15 protein-coding genes are annotated in these 15,512 nt (G+C 59.6%); 3 read left to right on the top strand and 12 right to left on the bottom strand.

Annotated elements, in window-relative coordinates:
• The first annotated feature begins 152 nt into the window (after positions 1–152).
• Entirely contained in the window at positions 153–356 is a 204-nt protein-coding gene (locus tag M0808_RS17790) for a co-regulatory protein PtrA N-terminal domain-containing protein (protein ID WP_247842026.1), read from the top strand.
• 80 nt (positions 357–436) lie between these two features.
• Positions 437–769 (top strand): DUF2790 domain-containing protein, encoded by a 333-nt coding sequence (locus M0808_RS17785; RefSeq protein ID WP_003223776.1) that lies wholly within the window; start codon positions 437–439, stop codon positions 767–769.
• Positions 770–887: 118 nt separating this feature from the next.
• On the opposite strand, the gene M0808_RS17780 is transcribed toward M0808_RS17785, so the two are convergent.
• The 4 genes from M0808_RS17780 to M0808_RS17765 form a co-directional block, all read right to left on the bottom strand.
• Positions 888–2,072, bottom strand: a complete 1,185-nt coding sequence (locus M0808_RS17780) for an acyltransferase (RefSeq protein WP_247842025.1) — start codon at positions 2,070–2,072, stop codon at positions 888–890.
• 180 nt (positions 2,073–2,252) lie between these two features.
• Positions 2,253–3,578 carry an OprD family porin gene (locus tag M0808_RS17775; protein WP_247842024.1) on the bottom strand — a complete coding sequence of 442 codons (1,326 nt, stop codon included), beginning with the start codon at positions 3,576–3,578 and terminating at the stop codon, positions 2,253–2,255.
• Positions 3,579–3,751: 173 nt separating this feature from the next.
• Complete coding sequence (locus M0808_RS17770; protein ID WP_027614657.1) at positions 3,752–4,066, bottom strand: transcriptional regulator; 315 nt, start codon at positions 4,064–4,066, stop codon at positions 3,752–3,754.
• Positions 4,056–4,406: a toxin gene (locus M0808_RS17765; RefSeq protein ID WP_027614658.1), complete on the bottom strand. Its 351-nt coding sequence runs from the start codon at positions 4,404–4,406 to the stop codon at positions 4,056–4,058. The genes M0808_RS17770 and M0808_RS17765 overlap by 11 nt, the downstream gene beginning before the upstream one ends.
• A 369-nt stretch (positions 4,407–4,775) precedes the next feature.
• Here M0808_RS17765 and M0808_RS17760 point away from each other — a divergent pair, with 369 nt between their 5' ends.
• Positions 4,776–5,240 (top strand): GNAT family N-acetyltransferase, encoded by a 465-nt coding sequence (locus M0808_RS17760; protein ID WP_210557665.1) that lies wholly within the window; start codon positions 4,776–4,778, stop codon positions 5,238–5,240.
• Positions 5,241–5,431: 191 nt separating this feature from the next.
• Here M0808_RS17760 and nuoN read toward each other — a convergent pair whose 3' ends face one another.
• Genes nuoN through nuoG form a run of 8 tightly spaced genes read right to left on the bottom strand, consistent with a single transcriptional unit; the run spans position 5,432 to position 15,425 of the window.
• The gene (nuoN, locus tag M0808_RS17755; protein ID WP_007964865.1) at positions 5,432–6,895 is read right to left on the bottom strand and encodes an NADH-quinone oxidoreductase subunit NuoN; all 1,464 of its coding nucleotides are present in this window, start codon (positions 6,893–6,895) and stop codon (positions 5,432–5,434) included.
• Positions 6,896–6,902: 7 nt separating this feature from the next.
• The gene (nuoM, locus tag M0808_RS17750; RefSeq protein WP_003223785.1) at positions 6,903–8,435 is read right to left on the bottom strand and encodes an NADH-quinone oxidoreductase subunit M; all 1,533 of its coding nucleotides are present in this window, start codon (positions 8,433–8,435) and stop codon (positions 6,903–6,905) included.
• A gap of 39 nt (positions 8,436–8,474) precedes the next feature.
• On the bottom strand, positions 8,475–10,328 hold the full coding sequence (gene nuoL / locus M0808_RS17745; protein ID WP_007964862.1) for an NADH-quinone oxidoreductase subunit L: 1,854 nt from the start codon (positions 10,326–10,328) through the stop codon (positions 8,475–8,477).
• Positions 10,325–10,633 (bottom strand): NADH-quinone oxidoreductase subunit NuoK, encoded by a 309-nt coding sequence (nuoK, locus tag M0808_RS17740; RefSeq protein ID WP_003223790.1) that lies wholly within the window; start codon positions 10,631–10,633, stop codon positions 10,325–10,327. Before nuoK ends, nuoL begins: the two co-directional genes overlap by 4 nt.
• 3 nt (positions 10,634–10,636) lie before the next feature.
• Positions 10,637–11,137 carry an NADH-quinone oxidoreductase subunit J gene (gene nuoJ / locus M0808_RS17735; RefSeq protein ID WP_003223793.1) on the bottom strand — a complete coding sequence of 167 codons (501 nt, stop codon included), beginning with the start codon at positions 11,135–11,137 and terminating at the stop codon, positions 10,637–10,639.
• Positions 11,138–11,146: 9 nt separating this feature from the next.
• A complete protein-coding gene (gene nuoI / locus M0808_RS17730; RefSeq protein ID WP_003223795.1) occupies positions 11,147–11,695 on the bottom strand; it encodes an NADH-quinone oxidoreductase subunit NuoI in 549 nt (182 codons plus the stop codon).
• An 11-nt stretch (positions 11,696–11,706) separates the two neighbouring features.
• Positions 11,707–12,714 carry an NADH-quinone oxidoreductase subunit NuoH gene (gene nuoH, locus M0808_RS17725; RefSeq protein WP_007964859.1) on the bottom strand — a complete coding sequence of 336 codons (1,008 nt, stop codon included), beginning with the start codon at positions 12,712–12,714 and terminating at the stop codon, positions 11,707–11,709.
• Positions 12,711–15,425: an NADH-quinone oxidoreductase subunit NuoG gene (gene nuoG, locus M0808_RS17720; RefSeq protein ID WP_247842023.1), complete on the bottom strand. Its 2,715-nt coding sequence runs from the start codon at positions 15,423–15,425 to the stop codon at positions 12,711–12,713. The genes nuoH and nuoG overlap by 4 nt, the downstream gene beginning before the upstream one ends.
• Positions 15,426–15,512 lie beyond the last annotated feature (87 nt).

Here is a 15,512-nt window from a genome sequence, read left to right as displayed (position 1 = left end):
GGATGACACACCGCTTTCGCGAGCAAGCCCGCTCCCACATGGGTTCCGTGCACTGATCCGGCAGATAACGGATATGTAATTCCCCCGCCACCGTCACGAAAGGTGCGCCTTGTTACCTTGATCCCGTCAGCTACTTAAACGAGGAATCAACCATGAAATTCGCCCGACTGAGTGCCTTCGCAACCGTCCTGATGCTGTCGTCACTGGCCATGGCCGAAGGCGGTGGTGACCGCACCTTCGACCGGATGATGACCGCCAACGACCGCGCCGTGGAGCTGTTCGTGGCCAAGGAAAAAGCCGCTGCCAACCCGGTGGTGGTCAATGAAAAGAACGACCAGAAAACTCAGGATCTTTAACGCTGCCTGAACCTGCGCAAGCCCGTCATCGCGCATCGATGCCGGGCTTTTTTTCGGGCCTGGAAGGGAAGGAAATGGAGATGAAAATGCTTAAGTCGATCGTGTTCGCCAGCGTCATGGCGATGTCCGTGAATGCACTGGCCGAGGGCGGCGGTGATCGCACCTTCGAGCGCGCTTTCAGCGCCAACGCCAAAGCCATGGAACAATACGCGGCTGAACGCGGCAAAGCGGCGCCGGTGGTCAAGGAATACGAATACGGCATGCAGCTCGACGTGGTGAAAATCGTCAGCGTGGTGAAGCCGCAGCCTGCCTGCTCGGTGGTCCCTACCGCTATGACCTACGAAGACTCGCAAGGGCAGCTCAACACCCTCAGATACAGCGTGGCCGGCGTGTGCCGCAACAGTGGTGGCTAACCAACACCTGATCCCCGGAGCTGCATTTAAAAGTTGTGTGGGAAAAGCAGAACCTTCCCACAATGTTTTCAGGTTGCCCTTCGGACGTCAGCTCTCTAGCCTGTGTGTTCAAGGAGGGTTACTTGGTCGGCAAGGGCTCGACGTCGACAGTGGCCGGGAGCGGAGACGCTTCCTGGTTCAACTTGCGTCGGGCAATCTCGGCGCCGCGCAGACGCAGAGGCGTTTCGATAAAGCGGTAGTTGAGTTCGCTCAGCAGCACCAGCAGACCCACCGACGTCAGTAACAGCTCAAGGGTGAAACGCCCATCCAGCGGCACGCCTTGGTTGGCGGCAACACGCGTCCAGATCTCTGTACTCAGGTGGTTGGTGAACACGTGGATCACGTAGAGCCCATACGACCGTGAGCCAAGCCATTGCATGAGACCGCGCATGAACGCCGGGCAGTAGATGTAGCCCTTCTGATAACTCGCCAGCCAGACAATCAATACCGCGACCATCGCGACGATGCCGACAGCAATGGGCATGGCAATCAGCTGGATGGCGACAGAACCCAGCATGTAGAGCAGGAACAGCGTGCAAAGCAGCGGTTTGATCGTCCCCTGACCCAGACCGACCGGTTCTATCTGCCGATAGAGGCGGGTACGGGTGAACAGGCACAGGAGAATTCCCCAGAGCATTGCATCCAGACGGAAGTGCGTGAGGATGCTTGTGGGTTGGCCGTAGGGGTTTCGATCAATACCGAACTGCAACGCAATCAGTGCGAACAGGGCAATGATCCGCCAACGCGGGGCCGTGACAAACAGCAGAAAAAAAGGAAATACGAAGTAAAACTGCTCTTCGAGCGCCAGGCTCCAGTATTGAGGGCTAGGGCCCAACAGCGAGTTGTAATGCATCGCCAGGTTGCCGCTGAAGGTCGCGACGGCGGTGAAACTGCGCAGATTGTCGTACCACGAACCAAAGGCGTTCGACTGGTTGAAAATGATGGAAAACAACAGCGGAATGAGTATCCAGAGCCATGCTGTGGGCAGCAGACGATAGGCGCGGCGCAGCCAGAAACAGGCAGTTGCCAGACCGAACTGATCTTGGGCGCGCTGTTGGTCGAAATGGTCCAGATAGGCCTTGCTGACCACGAAACCGGAAATGCAGAAGAACAGGTCGACACCGGTCCAGGGCATGAAAATCGAGAATATTCTCAGCAGCGTATCGGTATGGAACGGCAGCATCATGGTGACATGGCACAAGAAGGTCATGGCCACAGCAGCCCCTCGCAAGTACTCGATTTCCAGGTTCTTACGGCTACTCATCGGTCCCTCGTTATTCTTGTTGGTCAGCGCAGGCGAAGATGGCAGGTGGCTTGCGGTTCGGTCAAGAAAACGATGAGTTTATTCAGCGCAAAAAAAGGCGCCCCGAAGGACGCCAAAAAATTCACCTCTGACCAAAGGAGCAAGGAGCTTCTAAAGGTGAATGGTATTGCTCGGGGAAACTCAGAGAATCGCCAGCGGGTATTCGACGATCACCCGCACTTCATCCAGATCCGACTCGAACGCCGTGGCGCGGGTAGTGGCTTGGCGCAAGCGCAGTGACAGGTCTTTCATCGAGCCGCTCTGCACCACGTATTTGACTTCGATGTCGCGCTCCCAACGTTTCTGATCGGTCAGCGGATTGCCCTCGGCATCGCGGCGCATGTACACGGCGTTGGCATTGGAATAGTCGGCGTCGGTGCCGCGTGCGTAACGGGTCATGAACGACAGACCGGGTACGCCGTAGGTGCTCATGTCGAGGTCGTAGCGCACCATCCACGAACGTTCCTTCGGCGAGTTGAAGTCGCTGTACTGGATCGAGTTATCGAGGAAGATCGAGTCGGACTGGCGCAGGTAATCGAAGTCGTCGTTGCCGTTGTTGCGCTGGTGGGAGAGGGCGACGGAGTGCGCACCGAGTTTCACGCCGACGCGGCCGCTCCAGATGTTGTTGTCGAATTGGCCGAGCAGTTGCTTGCCTTCGTCGACCGCCTTGTAATAGTTCAGGCCGCCGAACAGCGACAGGTCGTCCGCCAGCGGATAGGTCCAAGCGGTGCCGGCGTAATACTGATTCCAGGCATCCTTGAGGCGGCTGGAGTACAGGCTGAAACTGAGGTTCTTGTTCAGCACGTAGTCGCCGCCGCCATAAGCGATCCACGGCGAATTGACCGGGCCGGCGTAGAACGTGGCGAAATTTTCGCGCATGTCGCTGGACACCGGTTGGCTCATCGCATGCAAACGACCGCCCTGAATCGACAGACCGTCGATGCTGGTGTTGGTCGCCGTCACACCGCGAAAGCTTTCCGGCAGCAGGCGCGAATCACCTGCGGCTACCACCGGGTTGGCCGGGAACACATCACCGACCTTGACCACGGTATCGAAGGCCCGCACTTTGGCAGCGCCACCGACCTTGGTGTACTCATCCCGCGCCTGGCCGTCACGGTTGACCGGCAACACATCGAACGAACTGCGCCCGCCGTTGCGGCCATCACCGGTGTCGAGTTTCAAGCCGAGCATGGCAAATGCATCGACACCGACCCCGACGGTGCCTTGGGTGAAACCGGATTCGAATTTGCTGATCACCGCATGCGCCCAGGCTTCGGAATAACCGTTGCCGGTAGGGCTGGACTGGCCGTTGCGATGATCACGATTGAAGTAGAAGTTGCGGTTGAGCACCGTCAGGCTGCTGCCTTCGACAAAGCCCTCGGGCTGGTCTTCTGCAAACACCATGGACGGCCCGGCGCCGACCACCACTGCTAAAGCGGCCATCGACATTTTTGTATTGTTAACCATCAAACACTCCTTGGGTTCGGCAGAACGGGAACGTGCGTCGGCGTGGTTTTATTGTTCGGCGGGGCAGGGCCCGCCGGCATTGGTCGCCGGGTCACATCGTTGCAAGCTGCGGATAACGCCAAGGTGATGGGGGAATTACAATTTCGTCATGTGGCTGGAATCAAAACCCCGTGTCAGGTCAGGGCTGCGAGTTGTTCGATTGTCTGTGGAAAACGCTCGACCAGACGGATCAGGGTTGTGGCCTGAGCATTGGGCGTAGCTCGTCCTTGCTCCCAGTTCTCGAGCGTTCGCGTATTGGTGCGTAGATACATCGCGAAAACTGACCGGGAAAGATTAAGTTGCTGACGGATGGCTATCACTTCCTCAGCAGTGATCGGCATCAGTTTTGGCAGCTGAACCTTATGGGTACGCAAGGTGATTTTGCCTTGGCGTTCATCGGCCAGTGCTTCCAGTCCATCCATCAGTTCGGAAAAAATGTCACGTTTCATAGTGGCTTCTCGCGTTGAGTTCTCTATCCAGTGTTTTTCTGAAAAGCTTTTTCTGGGCAGGCGTCAAATCGTCCTGCTCGTTTTTGTTGAAGACGGTAAAGAGCCAGAACTGATCGAAGCCTGACCACCAGTAATAAATCACTCGTAATCCGCTGCGCTTGCCTTTCCCTCTTCGTTGGTCGCTGAAGCGAATTTTACGAAGCCCGCCTGTGTCCTCGATGAGATCGCCCGCTTCCGGATTTTTCAGCAACTCCAATTGAAAGCTGCGAAACAGATCGTCATCCAGATAGTCGTCTCGGTGCTTCTGAAACACAGGCAATTCGATAAATAGAGCATCCATGTTCTGTACGCTACCTACGTATAGTGTTGTCTCGATAATCGAATCGGTCAAGGCCTCCAGGCCGTCCTTTTCGTCCCTTTTTGAACGGTAGACGCCGGTCGTAAAAATACCTGTAGGACGAATCGACGAGTGTGGTGAGAACGTTCGATTGAGTAGCGAGGAGGCTTAGCAGTTGACGTGTCGGAACAATCCGCAGCACTATCGCCCCATGACTGTCCAACTTCGAATGACCAAGATGTGCTCCTCCATGACCGCTTCCGGCGGGCCATAAGGTCATACGTGTTTGTCATTTGACGTGTACCCAAAGCCCCGCCAGAAATGGACGGGGCTTTTTCATGCCCCGTCCGCACATGGCTCAAGGAGAGAGAAATGTTCGATATCAGAAGAGCCACCGCGAATGACGCCCAAACCGCATTCGACATACGACGCTTGGCGATCAGGCATCAATGCATCGGTGCCTACACCGAGCAGCAAATGCACGACTGGACCAAGGGCTCGGCTGAAGACGGTTACGACACGCTCATGGAAAAGCATTTCTATCTGGGCTGGGTTGAGGACGAGCCAGTGGCAACCGGAATGCTTGATCTGGAGTACCGTGAAATCGGTGCAATCTTCATTCATCCGGATTTCATGCAGCGCGGACTGGGCAAACAGGTTCTGCACTTTCTTGAAGATCTGGCAAGGGAGCTGGGGCTGGCAGAGGTGTGTCTGGACGCAACGTTGAACGCTGCCGATTTTTACCGGCGCTGCGGTTATGTCGGGGAGGAGAGTGCGATTTACCAATCACCTTCGGGTCTGCAACTGGCGTGCGTGCCGATGGTGAAGAAACTGTGATGCCATTGGGGCGAGGGAGCTTGCTCCCGCTGGACTGCGTAGCGGGCCCCGCTTCTCAGTTGAACAGCGGGGCCGCTTCGCGTCCTGACGGGAGCAAGCTCCCTCGCCACAGGTTATTTGTTGCTACATGGAATCTGTAAAACAAAAACGGCACCCGAAGGTGCCGTTTTCACTTGTAGCCAGCCGAGCAATCAGCCCGCCAGACCCGCCTGCTGAACCAGGGTCAGCAATGGTTGCGGGTACACACCGAGGAAGAACGCGACCAGGGCGATGGCCAGCAGCATCACGCCGCCTGCCTTCTGTTCCCAGTGCAACTGGGCGTCGTGGCGGCGCAGGTTCGGTTCGATCAGGTACAGGGTGACCATCACGCGCAGGTAGTAGAACACGCCGATGGCGCTGCCCAGTACCAGGGAACCGACCAGCCACCATTGGTGCGACTCGACGCCGGTAGCGATGATGTAGAACTTGCCGATGAAGCCAGCGGTCAGCGGGATACCGGCCAGGGACAGCATCATCACGGTCAGTACCGCGGTCAGGTACGGACGGCGCCAGAACAGGCCGCGGTACTCGTACAGCGCGTCGGCGTCACGGCCGTTGTACGGCGAGGACATCAGAGTGATCACGCCGAACGCGCCGAGGCTGGTGATCACATAAGTCACCAGATACACGCCGATGGCTTCCACCGCCAGACCCTTGCTCGCCACCAGGGCAATCAGCAGGTAGCCGAAGTGCGCAATGGACGAGTAACCGAGCAGACGCTTGAGGTTGCTCTGGGTCAGGGCCAGCAGGTTACCGAACAGGATCGAGGCGACGGCGATCACGCTCAGCACGTCGCTCAGCACGCCGCTGCTGGCAGCAGGGGAGATCTGGAACAGACGCACCATCACCGCGAACACGGCAACCTTCGACGCCGTGGCGAGGAACGCGGCGACTGGTGCCGGAGCACCTTCGTACACGTCCGGGGTCCACAGGTGGAACGGTACCAGCGACAGCTTGAACGCCAGACCGATCAGCATCATGCCCAGACCCAACTGCGCCAGCGAGCTCGGCAGGTTGGTGGTCGCCAGGGCCTGACCGATACCGTTGAAGCTCAGGGTGCCGGCGTCAGCGTAGAGCAGGGCCATACCGAACAACAGGAACGCGGAACCGGCCGCCGACAGCACCATGTACTTGATGCCGGCTTCCAGCGAACGCTTGTTGAAGAAGGCGTAAGCCACCAGACCGTAGACCGGCACCGACAGCAGTTCCAGACCGATGAACAAACCGGCCAGGTGCTGCGCGCTGACCAGAACCAGACCACCGGCGGCGGCCATCAGGATCAGCAGGTACAGTTCTTCACGATTGCCCGGGTAACCCGAACCGCCATCGCCGAGGTAGGCGTGGGCGAGGGTGACACAGGCGAGGGTGGCGACCAGGATCAGCGCCATGTACAGGCAGGCGAAGGTGTCGATCTGGAGCAATGGGGTCACGGCCAGAGGCGCGACTTTCAGGGCTGGCAGGATCGACAGCAAGGCCAGGTTCAGACCGGCGACCGAGATCAGGAAGGTCTGCGAGTGGTTGCGGCGCCAGGCGATTGCCAGCATCACCACGATAATGGTGAGGCTGGTGATCAACAGTGGCGCAAGCGCAATAAAGTGTTGAATCGTGAATTCCATAGCGCTCTTACCGGGCCGAAGCGAGTTGAGTGAAGGCGGTGCCGAGCCACTGCTGCACGCCATGCATCGTGGCGGCGGAAGTGTCGAGGAACGGTTGCGGGTAGACGCCGAGGTAAATCAGCAGCACCGCAAGGCCCAGCACCATGATCAGTTCGCGACCGTCCATGCCGTGCAGGATCGAATCCGATTTCGACGGACCGAAGTAGGCACGGTGGATCATGATCAGCGAGTAGACCGAACCGAACACCAGACCGGAGGTGGCAATCGCGGTGATCCATGGCGCACTGGCGAACGTACCGATCAGGATCAGGAACTCGCCGACGAAGTTACCGGTACCCGGCAGACCCAGCGAAGCGGCGGCGAAGAACAGGCTGATCGCCGGCAGGTAAGCGATACGCGACCACAGACCGCCCATCTCACGCATGTCACGGGTGTGCAGACGCTCGTACAGCTGACCGCTGAGGATAAACAGTGCCGCGGCCGACAGACCGTGCGCGAGCATCTGGATCACTGCACCTTGCAGTGCCAGTTGGCTGCCGGAGTAGATGCCGATCAACACGAAGCCCATGTGGGAAACGGACGAGAAGGCGATCAGACGCTTGATGTCGGTTTGCGCGAACGCGAGGAACGCACCGTAGAAGATCCCGATCAGACCGAGGGTCATGGCGATCGGCGCGAACTCGGCCGAAGCATTCGGGAACAGCGGCAGGGCGAAACGCAGCAGACCGTAGGCCGCGGTTTTCAGCAGGATACCGGCGAGGTCGACGGAACCGGCAGTCGGCGCCTGGGCGTGCGCGTCAGGCAACCACGAGTGGAACGGTACGACTGGCAGCTTGACCGCGAAGGCGATGAAGAAGCCGAGCATCAGAATGTACTCGGTGGTCATCGACATCTTGGTCTTCAACAGGTCGGCGTAGTTGAAGGTAATCACGCCAGTGTTGTTGAAGTTGACCAGCACCAGACCGAGGATCGCCACCAGCATGATCAGGCCGGAAGCCTGAGTGAAGATGAAGAACTTGGTCGCCGCGTAGATCCGGGTTTTCTTGCCGTCCGAAGAACTGTGACCCCAGAGCGCGATGAGGAAGTACATCGGCACCAGCATCATTTCCCAGAAGAAGAAGAACATGAACAGGTCGAGGGCGAGGAACACGCCGACCACGCCGCCCAGGATCCACATCAGGTTCAGGTGGAAGAAGCCAACGTGACGTTGAATCTCTTTCCACGAGCAGAGTACCGAGAGGATACCCAGCAGACCGGTCAGCAGGATCATCAACAGCGACAGACCGTCGAGGGCCAGGTGCACGTTGATGCCGAAGCGCTGGATCCAGACGTGCTTGAACTCGAGCGCCCAGGTCGGATCGGCGCCAGGCGCCGGCGCAAATGAATAGTCACCGTGGGCCCACAGCCAGAGGCCGAGGGCGAGTTCCAGGGTCATGGTCAACAGCGCAATCCAGCGGGGGAGGGTAGCGCCGAAGCGCTCACCCATCCAGCACAGCAGGCCGCCGATGAAGGGGATCAGGATTAGCCAAGGCAGAATCATGACGGGCTCGTTTCCTTTCGCAAATTCGCAAGGTTCATATCAGACCGCTACCAGCACGATGGCGCCGATTACCAGCACGGCACCAGCAGCCATCGAGGCGGCATACCAACGCAGTTGACCGGTCTCGGTGCGGCTCAGGGCGGTGTGACCGCCTTTGGCCATACGCGGGATCAGACCGATGGTCTGGTCGAGCGGGTCTCTGCGCAGTACATGGCTGATCGCAAGGTACGGCTTGACGAACAGTTTGTCGTAGATCCAGTCGAAGCCCCAGGCAGCGAACCACCAGGCCGAAAGGAAACGGCCGATGCCGCTGTTGGCGATTGCCGTCACGAAGCGACGCTTGCCGAGGAACAGCAGGGCCGCCAGCAGGATACCGGCCAGGGCGATGGCGCCCGAAGCGATTTCCAGACTGTGCTTGGCTTCGCCACCGGCATGGCCAACGCTCTCAGGCAGTACGCCGTGCAGCGGTGGAACGATCATCGCGCCGACGAACGTCGACAGCACGATCAGTACCGACAGTGGCAGCCAGTGAGAGATACCGTGACCGGCGTGGGCTTCGGTCTTGGCTTCACCGTGGAACGTGATGAAGATCAGGCGGAAGGTGTACAGCGAAGTCATGAACGCGCCGACCAGACCTGCGTAAAGCAGACCGTGGTTGCCGCTGGCGAACGCTTCCCAAAGGATTTCGTCCTTGGAGTAGAAACCGGCGGTGACCAGTGGCAGGGCGGCCAGTGCAGCACCACCGACGATGAAGCTGGCGTAGGCCAGTGGCAGTTTTTTCCACAGACCGCCCATCTTGAAGATGTTCTGCTCGTGGTGGCAGGCAACGATCACCGCACCGGAAGCAAGGAACAGCAGGGCCTTGAAGAAGGCGTGGGTCATCAGGTGGAAAATCGCGCCATCCCAGGCACCAACGCCCAGCGCCAGAAACATGTAGCCGATCTGGCTCATGGTCGAGTAGGCGAGGATACGTTTGATGTCGGTTTGTACCAGTGCGGCGAAACCTGCGAGAACCAGCGTCACACCACCGACGATGCCGACCAGGTGCAGGATTTCCGGCGCCAGGGTGAACAGACCGTGGGTACGGGCGATCAGGTAGACACCGGCGGTCACCATGGTTGCAGCGTGGATCAGTGCCGACACCGGGGTCGGACCGGCCATCGCGTCCGCGAGCCAGGTTTGCAGTGGCAGTTGCGCCGATTTACCGACCGCACCACCCAGCAGCATCAGAGTCGCCAGGGTGATCCAGAAGTCGCCGACCTGGAATTTCTGCGGTGCCAGCACCAGCAGTTCCTGGATGTTCAGCGTGCCCACTTGCTGGAACAGGATGAACAGGCCGATGGCCATGAACACGTCGCCGATCCGGGTCACGATGAAGGCCTTGAGTGCGGCGTTACCGTTGTTGCGGTTGCTGTAGTAGAAACCGATCAACAGGTACGAGCACAGACCCACGCCTTCCCAGCCGAAGTACAGGAATAACAGGTTATCGCCGAGCACCAGGAACAGCATGCTGGCGATAAACAGGTTGGTGTACGAGAAGAAGCGCGAGTAGCCCGCTTCGCCGCGCATGTACCAGGACGCGAACAGGTGGATCAGGAAACCCACGCCCACCACCACGCCGAGCATGGTGATCGACAGGCCATCGATGTAGAGGGCGAAGTCAGGCTTGAAGCCTTCGACCGCCATCCACTTCCACAGCACCAGGGTGTAGTGACCACCTTCGGGCGGCGCGACGTTGAATTGCCAGATGACGTAGGCGGCGACAATCGCCGACAAGCCAATGGAGCCCACGCCGATCAGCGCCGAGAGGTTTTCCGACCAGCGTCCACGGGAGAACGACAGCAGCAGGAAACCGATCAGAGGGAATACAAAAGTCAGAAAGATTAGGTTCATCCGCGCATCTCACTGGCAGCGTCGATATCGAGCGTGTGGAAGCGGCGATACAGTTGCAGCAGGATCGCCAGACCAATACTGGCCTCGGCGGCTGCCAGGCTGATCACCAGGATGAACATGATCTGTCCATCCGGTTGGCCCCAACGGGCGCCTGCAACGATGAAGGCCAGGGCAGAGGCGTTCATCATCACTTCCAGACTCATCAACACGAACAAAATGTTGCGGCGGACCATCAGGCCGACCAGTCCAAGGCAGAACAGGATCCCGGCAACGGCCAATCCATGTTCGAGAGGGATAGCAGGCATGTCTTACTCCTTCGCCTCGTTACGGCCCAAATGGAACGCCGTGACGGCTGCAGCGAGCAGCAGCATCGAGGCGAGTTCGACCACCAGCAGATACGGGCCGAACAGGCTGACGCCCACGGCTTTTGCATCGACGGTGGTGTGGCCGATGGCCTGACCGCTCTGGTGAGCGAACAGCACATACAGCAGTTCGGCCAGCAGCAGGGCGGCGAGAATCACCGGCCCTGCCCAGATGCCGGGCTTGAGCCAGGTGCGTTCCTGCTGAACCGAGGCAGGACCCAGGTTCAGCATCATCACCACGAACACGAACAGCACCATGATGGCGCCGGCGTAGGCGATCACTTCCAGCACGCCGGCGAACGGTGCGCCGAGTGCGAAGAAGGTCATGGCCACGGCGATCAACGAGATGATCAGGTAGAGCAGGGCGTGCACAGGGTTGGTGTTGGTGACCACACGTAGCGTGGACACAACCGCGATACCCGATGCGAAATAGAAAGCGAATTCCATCGTTCTTCCTTAAGGCAGCAAGCTCTTCACGTTGATCGGTTCGGCTTCGTTCTGCGCAGAGCCTTTCGGCTTGCCAGCGATTGCCATACCTGCAACACGATAGAAGTTGTAATCAGGGTTTTTGCCGGGGCCGGAGATCAAAAGATCTTCTTTCTCGTACACCAGGTCCTGACGTTTGAACTCGGCCATCTCGAAATCCGGGGTCAACTGGATTGCGGTGGTCGGACAGGCTTCCTCGCAGAGACCGCAGAAAATGCAGCGCGAGAAGTTGATACGGAAGAAGTCCGGGTACCAGCGACCGTCTTCGGTTTCAGCTTTCTGCAGCGAGATGCAACCTACCGGGCAAGCCACGGCGCACAGGTTGCAGGCTACGCAACGCTCTTCGCCATCGGGGTCACGGGTCAGGACGATGCGACCACGGTAGCGTGGTGGCAGGTAGACCGGCTCTTCCGGGTATTGCAGGGTGTCGCGCTTGCGGAAGCCATGGCCGAAGACCATGACCAGGCTGCGCAACTGGGTACCGGTACCCTTAACGATGTCGCCAATATATTTGAACATGGGTCAAATCCTCACTGAACCGCAACCGCAGGTGTGTTCCACAACACAACCGCAGCGGTTATCAGCAAATTGATCAGGGTCAGTGGCAGGCAGAATTTCCAGCTGAAATCCATCACCTGGTCATAACGCGGACGCGGGATGGAAGCGCGCAGCAGGATGAACAGCATGATGAAGAACGCGGTCTTCAGTGCGAACCAGACGAAGGACAGTTGCGGCAGGATGCCGAACGGACCGTGCCAGCCACCGAAGAACAGGGTGACCAGCAGCGCCGAGATCAGGATGATGCCGATGTATTCACCGACGAAGAACATGCCCCATTTCATACCGGCGTATTCAATGTGGTAACCGTCTGCCAGTTCCTGTTCCGCTTCCGGCTGGTCGAACGGGTGACGGTGAGTCACGGCGACGCCTGCGATGAAGAAGGTACAGAAGCCGAAGAACTGCGGAATGATGAACCACAGGTTCTGCGCCTGGTACTCGACGATGTCGCGCATGTTGAACGAGCCGACCTGCACCACGATGCCCATCAGGGCCAGGCCCATGAACACTTCGTAGGACACGGTCTGCGCCGAGGCACGCAAGCTGCCGAGCAGGGCGAACTTGTTGTTGCTCGACCAGCCGGCGAACAGCACCGCGTAGACCGACAGACCGGCCATGGCGAAGAAGAACAGCAGGCCGATGTTCAGATCCGCGACGCCCCAGGTCGGGGTGATCGGGATGATCGCAAAGGCGATCAGCAAGGCGGACATGGCCACCACCGGTGCCAGGGTGAAAATCACCTTGTCGGCAAACGGCGGAGTCCAGTCTTCCTTGAAGAACATCTTCAGCATGTCGGCGGCGATCTGGAACATGCCGAACGGGCCAACGCGGTTCGGACCGTAACGGTCCTGCCACCAGCCCAGCAGGCGACGTTCGACAAAGCTGAGCAACGCGCCCGCGACCACGACGGCCAGCAGAATCACGATGGCTTTGATGACCGTCAGGATCACATCGATCACTTCAGGGGTGAACCAGGTCATTGCGCTGCCTCCTGCAGACCGTCGACGGACAGGCCGGCGAATGCCGGTGGAATGCCGGCGATGCCCGCAGGCAAGGCCACCAGACCAGCGCCCAGTTCTTCATTGATGCGCAGCGGCAGACGCAGGGTCTGGCCGGCCACATTCAGGCTCAGCAGAGCACCGTCGTTGACGCCCAGGCGATCCGCTTCGGATTTGGCCAGCGCCACGTACGGAGCCGGGATGCGTTCCTGCACCGGAGCGGCTTTCGACGAGTTTTCGTCGCTGCCGAACAGGTGGTAGAACGGCACGGCCTGCCAGGTGCCCGGCGCCGGGTTGAATGCGCGCGGAGCGGCAGCGAACCAGTTCAGCGAATCACCGGTGCTTTCGATCAGGCGGGTGCCCGGGTCGCCTGCACGCAGGTGACCGCCGACTTCGTCCTGGAACTTGTTCCAGGCTTGCGGCGAGTTCCAGCCCGGCGACCAGGCGAACGGCACTTGCTGACGCGGTTCGGCCGAGCCCGAGTAACCTTCCATGGAGAAGGCGAACGCGGTGTCTTTGTCTTGCGGGGTGCGCGGTTCGTGAACGCTGATGTCGGCGCGCATCGCGGTGCGACCGGAATAACGCAGCGGTTCACGTGCCAGTTTCAGACCCTTGATGCGGAACGCGGCAGACGGCGCGGCGTCGACGATACGCGCCAGTTGCTCGGTGCTCGAAGCCACGGCAGCGGTGACGTGGTCGAGTTGCGTCCAGTCGATCGGCTGGTTCAGCAGGGTCGAGCGCAGGGCGTGCAGCCAGCGCCAGCCTTCGTGAACCAGGATGCTCGCGTCCATGTATTGCGGATCGAAAACCTGGAAGAAGCGCTGGGCGCGACCTTCCTGGCTGACCAGCGTACCGTCGCCTTCAGCGAAGCTCGCCGCTGGCAGCACCAGTTGCGCGCGGTCGGTGGTGGCGGTTTTCTGGTGGTCGGCAACGATCACGACTTTCGCAGCGTTCAGCGCGGCATCGACCTTGGCTTTCGAGGTGCGGGTGTACAGATCGTTTTCCAGCACGACGATGGCGTCGGCCTTGCCGTCGATCAAGGCTTGCAGCGCCGCGTCGACCGATTCGCCACCGAGCATGGCCAGGCCAAGGCTGTTGGCTTCCGGCACGATCAGGCTGATCGAACCGTTCTTCTCGCGCAGCTTCAGGGCTTTGGCGATGTTCGCCGCCGCTTCGATCAAGGCTTTGGAACCCAGCGAAGTACCGGCGATGATCAGCGGGCGCTTGGCCGCGAGCAGGGCGTCAGCGATGCGCTGAGCCAGTTCCAGTGCTTCGGCGTCCAGACCTTCAACGGCCGGGGCGCTGGCGTCCAGTGCGTGGGCCACAGCGAAGCCGATGCGCGCCAGATCGTCCGGAGCGGCGTGAACGCACTCTTCCGCGATGTCGTCGAGCTTGGTTTCCGCCAGGCTGGCGATGAACAGCGGGTTCAGTTCGTGCTGACCGATGTTCTTCACCGCGGCATCGAGCCACGGCTGAACGCGCATGGCTTCGGCCATGTCTTCAGCTTTGCCCTTGACCGACTGACGCAGGGACAGCGCCATACGGGCGGCGGTCTGGGTCAGGTCTTCACCGAGGACGAACACGGCGTCGTGGTCTTCGATGTCGCGCATGTTCGGCACGGGCAACGGGCTGTCTTTGAGCACTTGCAGGACCAGACGGATGCGCTCCAGTTCGGAGGCTTCGATACCGGAATAGAAGTGCTCGGCGCCCACCAGTTCACGCAACGCGTAGTTGCTTTCGAGGCTGGCACGCGGCGAACCGATACCGACGATATTGCGCCCGCGCAGCAGATCGGCTGCCTTGTCCAGCGCCTGATCCAGGCCCAGCTTGGTGCCGTCGGCCAGCAGTGGCTGACGTGGACGGTCGGTGCGGTTGACGTAGCCATAACCGAAACGGCCACGGTCGCACAGGAAGTACTGGTTCACCGAACCGTTGAAACGGTTTTCGATGCGACGCAGTTCGCCGTAACGCTCGCCCGGAGAGATGTTGCAACCGCTGGAGCAGCCATGGCAGATGCTCGGCGAGAACTGCATGTCCCATTTACGGTTGTAGCGCTCGGAGTGAGTCTTGTCGGTGAACACACCGGTCGGGCAGACCTCGGTGAGGTTGCCGGAGAACTCGCTTTCGAGGGTGCCGTCTTCAACGCGACCGAAGTACACGTTGTCGTGGGCGCCGAATACACCGAGGTCGGTGCCGCCGGCGTAGTCCTTGTAGAAACGCACGCAGCGGTAGCAGGCGATGCAGCGGTTCATTTCGTGGGAAATGAACGGGCCCAGTTGCTGGTTCTGGTGGGTGCGTTTGGTGAAGCGATAACGGCGCTCGTTGTGGCCGGTCATCACCGTCATGTCTTGCAGGTGGCAGTGACCGCCTTCTTCGCACACAGGGCAGTCGTGCGGGTGGTTGGTCATCAGCCATTCGACAACACTGGCGCGGAACGCCTTGGATTCTTCATCGTCGATGGAGATCCAGGTGTTGTCGGTGGCAGGGGTCATGCAGGACATGACGATGCGACCACGGGTGTCGTTCTCGTCGGTGTACTGCTTGACCGCGCACTGGCGGCAGGCCCCGACGCTACCAAGCGCGGGGTGCCAGCAGAAATAAGGGATGTCGAGGCCCAGCGACAGACATGCCTGTAACAGGTTGTCTGCCCCGTCGACTTCGAGCGCTTTGCCGTCTACGTGGATAGTGGCCATGGTTCAAAGGTCTTCGTTGGCCCGGTGTCAGCGGGCGTGGCTAATGGAATCTTGTTATCCGTCCGAATCCAGTCAGCCCCGAAAGGC

It is taken from the genome of Pseudomonas sp. MWU12-3103b (genome assembly GCF_023100615.1).
Taxonomy (GTDB): Bacteria; Pseudomonadota; Gammaproteobacteria; order Pseudomonadales; family Pseudomonadaceae; genus Aquipseudomonas; species Aquipseudomonas putida_A.
The sequence above is the reverse complement of the archived record's forward strand: the minus strand, read 5'-3'. Positions and strand labels throughout refer to the sequence as shown.

Excerpts from the sequence above, each read along its gene's own strand:
- nuoG (WP_247842023.1), bottom strand. The coding sequence starts at position 15,425 with ATGGCCACTATCCACGTAGACGGCAAAGCGCTCGAAGTCGACGGGGCA.
- M0808_RS17775 (WP_247842024.1), bottom strand. The coding sequence starts at position 3,578 with ATGGTTAACAATACAAAAATGTCGATGGCCGCTTTAGCAGTGGTGGTC.
- nuoM (WP_003223785.1), bottom strand. The coding sequence starts at position 8,435 with ATGATTCTGCCTTGGCTAATCCTGATCCCCTTCATCGGCGGCCTGCTG.
- nuoN (WP_007964865.1), bottom strand. The coding sequence starts at position 6,895 with ATGGAATTCACGATTCAACACTTTATTGCGCTTGCGCCACTGTTGATC.
- nuoK (WP_003223790.1), bottom strand. The coding sequence starts at position 10,633 with ATGCCTGCTATCCCTCTCGAACATGGATTGGCCGTTGCCGGGATCCTG.
- M0808_RS17765 (WP_027614658.1), bottom strand. The coding sequence starts at position 4,406 with ATGGATGCTCTATTTATCGAATTGCCTGTGTTTCAGAAGCACCGAGAC.
- M0808_RS17785 (WP_003223776.1), top strand. The coding sequence starts at position 437 with ATGAAAATGCTTAAGTCGATCGTGTTCGCCAGCGTCATGGCGATGTCC.
- nuoH (WP_007964859.1), bottom strand. The coding sequence starts at position 12,714 with ATGACCTGGTTCACCCCTGAAGTGATCGATGTGATCCTGACGGTCATC.
- M0808_RS17760 (WP_210557665.1), top strand. The coding sequence starts at position 4,776 with ATGTTCGATATCAGAAGAGCCACCGCGAATGACGCCCAAACCGCATTC.
- nuoJ (WP_003223793.1), bottom strand. The coding sequence starts at position 11,137 with ATGGAATTCGCTTTCTATTTCGCATCGGGTATCGCGGTTGTGTCCACG.
- nuoL (WP_007964862.1), bottom strand. The coding sequence starts at position 10,328 with ATGAACCTAATCTTTCTGACTTTTGTATTCCCTCTGATCGGTTTCCTG.
- nuoI (WP_003223795.1), bottom strand. The coding sequence starts at position 11,695 with ATGTTCAAATATATTGGCGACATCGTTAAGGGTACCGGTACCCAGTTG.
- M0808_RS17770 (WP_027614657.1), bottom strand. The coding sequence starts at position 4,066 with ATGAAACGTGACATTTTTTCCGAACTGATGGATGGACTGGAAGCACTG.
- M0808_RS17790 (WP_247842026.1), top strand. The coding sequence starts at position 153 with ATGAAATTCGCCCGACTGAGTGCCTTCGCAACCGTCCTGATGCTGTCG.
- M0808_RS17780 (WP_247842025.1), bottom strand. The coding sequence starts at position 2,072 with ATGAGTAGCCGTAAGAACCTGGAAATCGAGTACTTGCGAGGGGCTGCT.